This is a genomic window from Alicyclobacillus sp. CIJ1 (assembly GCF_057538885.1).
This window is the reverse complement of record NZ_BAAJPH010000059.1, coordinates 1-2,901: the sequence shown is the minus strand read 5'-3', so window position 1 is coordinate 2,901 and position 2,901 is coordinate 1. Positions and strand designations below refer to the sequence as shown.

The window sequence follows — 2,901 nt, the reverse complement described above, 5'->3', positions numbered from 1 at the left end:
CTCCTCTCAACAAGGGAGATTTGCAGGGCAAAAAAAGCAAAAATAAACCGCCCTGCATCGTTTGCAGAGCGGCTTCGTTCGCTTTGTTCATTCACCCGAGCGCAAGACATGGCCCGGCGTCACATGGCCAACCTGTAACCGTGCGAGACAACGTGCTGAATGCCGTCATGGTTGTCCCTCCGCTGTTTTTCTTACCCCATGATATGCTCTTTACCTCCTGTTGAGTAAAGCATATGTAACTTTAAGGCGCTATCACGGTCGTGAGCGTTCCACATCACTTGCGCTGCCCACAACAATGTGCATACACTATTTTCAGAATATCGTGCTGCACGACAAACAGGATGGTGAGTCTCATGGGCGTGACGAAGTCAGGCATCATTCGCACAGTAGGGAGCAACGGCCAAATTTCTCTTGGAAAAGAGTATGCGGGAAAACTCGTCTGGCTCCACGAAATGGAACCTGGCGTGTTTATGCTCAAGATCGGGGAGTTCGTTCCCGACAGCGAACGCTGGCTCATGGACCCGACCGTGCAACAGGATCTTGATGAAGCCATCCAATGGGCAGAGGAACACGCTCCGCAAGACTCGAACCTAGACGACATCGAGAGGCGAATTCGAGATGCCCAATGACCGAGTTCGCCTCGATCTCAACAATCCAACATTCCAACGCCAATGGTTTGAACTTCCCAAAGACGACCAATTGCGTGTACTCCGTGCCCTGCGGAAACTCTCAGAATTGACGTGGGATCAAGTGTACCGAGATCACGGACTCAAATGGGAACTGATTTACTCCAAAATCGGCCCGAATCAGCAGCGACTATACAGCTTGCGCCTTGCCAAGGGATTCCGAGCCGTTGCGTATCGCGAAGGCGAATGGATGCGACTATTGACGCTGCATCCCGATCATGATTCCGCATATGATGACTACTGATTTCACCATACGGATCACAACCTTAAAAAACTTCACTTCCATGGAGAAAACTCTCTCATGTCGATCGAGCAAACCATTCTTCGCGAATGGATTCGTGAACAGTGATTGTAATAGATGGTAATCATACAGTGTATTGGGCTTATCAACACGGAATTGTTGGTATTAAGGGTTATCTGTTAGAAACCCAAGATCACTTGCCAGCTATGACCCATAATCTTTTCCGTACTCTATTCGCAATTAATGCAAATATAGGTTCTATTGGATTTTTTATGTCACAACCAAACGCAACATTAGATGACATTTTGTTGTATCCCGCACCATATTTAATTTAGCAGCAATCAGAGGCCGCTTGATTGGCGGCCTCTTTGATAGGAGATACTACTTAGTGCTCCTTGTCATGATGCTTTTCACTAACCGTGATTACCTTCATACCGCTTTGAACCGCCATCCGCAAAATTTCATCGTACGAAACCTTTCTCCCGGCCCCTAAACTGCCGCAGATAACCATTCGTTCCTTTGTCTCGCCTCCTAAGGTAGGACCTCTGTGCGTGCCATGCTCGTGCTCCGTAGCACCTTTCGAGCATAAATTGCGGGGTTTGGTCACTTTGCATCGCCTCCTCAACGGAAAGGCGTTTGCAGGGCAAAAATAAAAACAACCGCCCCACCACTTCGGCAGAGCGGCCACTCATCTCACTTGCTGTTGTTCGGCGTCACCGTCGTCTTGCTCGGCAGGGGCACCGGCTAGTAATGGACCTCCTTCGCCTGTCGCTTCGCGTCTAGGCGGATGAGGTTCATAGCCGCAGAAGATCGTCAATCGCCTTTAACGACATTGGACACCCCTATCCATAACGAATTGTGTATTATACACAAGATTTATGTGTATTTACTCATACTGATGCCCGACATCGTCGGAGCATCAGACTTCCGGGGTCGTGTTGAAGGCCTCCAAGAGTCCGGCGTCCACCACGTCGATTTGCACCTCGCCAATCCGCCCAAGCGGATCCCGCAGAAAGCCGCGCCCTTTCTCAAAAGCCTGAAACGTTTCGATGTAGCGATTCAATTGCTCTTCGCTTTCAAGCGGCAACCCCAATAGTCGAATCGCGTGCTCCACCTGGATTCGCGATGTAAGCCGTCCGACGAACGTCCACCCGAGGCTCGCGGCCATGTCGTCGTTTTCGGCACCTTGCTTGGGCAAGAGGACGTCCGGATTCTGCACGGCGAGCATCAGCACAAGGTTCATGCTGCGTCCAAGCAGAAGCATGCGATTGAGAAGAGCGCGTCCCTCCGGGATACTCCGAAGAATCCACGCCTCATCCACGGCGAAAAATTTGCGTACGTTGGGAGGCGCGAGCACCAGCCGTCGAAAGGCGATTTGGGTGACAAGGTAGAGGATCGCGACCGCAAAGCGCTGGCTTTCACGCCAGGTGTCCGGTGAACTCCCCGGGTCGGGAAAATCCAATCCCATGATGGAAGCGACGACCAGTCGGGCGCGGTTGTCCATGACATTGTCTTCCCCGTCTTTGCCGTAGAGCGCACGCCCGAGTTCGCTCGTCCTGTAGTGCTCAAGCAGCCCCAAGAACAAGTCCGCCAGGTTGCGTTCTTCCTCTGGACGTTGCATGTTCTTCCGCTCGGCGTCCAGGCACAAGAGGAAGTGATCCATATCCCACTGCGATCCCTGATAGAGCGCGTGCAGCGCGCGCTGGATGACCAGCGACGCCCGCTGATCTTCCCGCCGCGTGGTGACATTCAGCAAAACACCGAGGAACCCCTCGGCGATTAACTGCGACTCGCTCGCGTCCCTACCCAAGCGAAACGGTGAAAACCTGAGTGAGCTCCCGCTTCCAAAAGTCCACCACACGCTTTCGCGCGGCCAAAGTTTCACCAACGCTCCGTACTCAGCCTGTTTCGGATCTACCACCGCACCAATGGCACCCCATTGGAGCATCGTATCCGCAGCATACTTCATACCAA

The 2,901-nt window shown here is 52.5% G+C and carries 4 protein-coding genes; 3 read left to right on the top strand and 1 reads right to left on the bottom strand.

Annotation, left to right across the window (positions count from 1 at the left end):
- The 3 genes from AC27E8_RS00515 to AC27E8_RS00505 form a co-directional block, all read left to right on the top strand.
- On the top strand, positions 1-224 hold a 224-nt coding region (locus AC27E8_RS00515; protein WP_487111315.1), incomplete at its 5' end, for a hypothetical protein.
- Positions 225-353: 129 nt separating this feature from the next.
- Positions 354-629: a hypothetical protein gene (locus AC27E8_RS00510; protein ID WP_487098612.1), complete on the top strand. Its 276-nt coding sequence runs from the start codon at positions 354-356 to the stop codon at positions 627-629.
- Positions 619-930, top strand: a complete 312-nt coding sequence (locus AC27E8_RS00505; RefSeq protein WP_487098613.1) for a hypothetical protein — start codon at positions 619-621, stop codon at positions 928-930. The genes AC27E8_RS00510 and AC27E8_RS00505 overlap by 11 nt, the downstream gene beginning before the upstream one ends.
- Positions 931-1,846: 916 nt before the next feature.
- Here AC27E8_RS00505 and AC27E8_RS00500 read toward each other — a convergent pair.
- Positions 1,847-2,901: ATP-binding protein (locus AC27E8_RS00500; RefSeq protein ID WP_487111314.1), on the bottom strand; the 1,055-nt coding region annotated here is incomplete at its 5' end.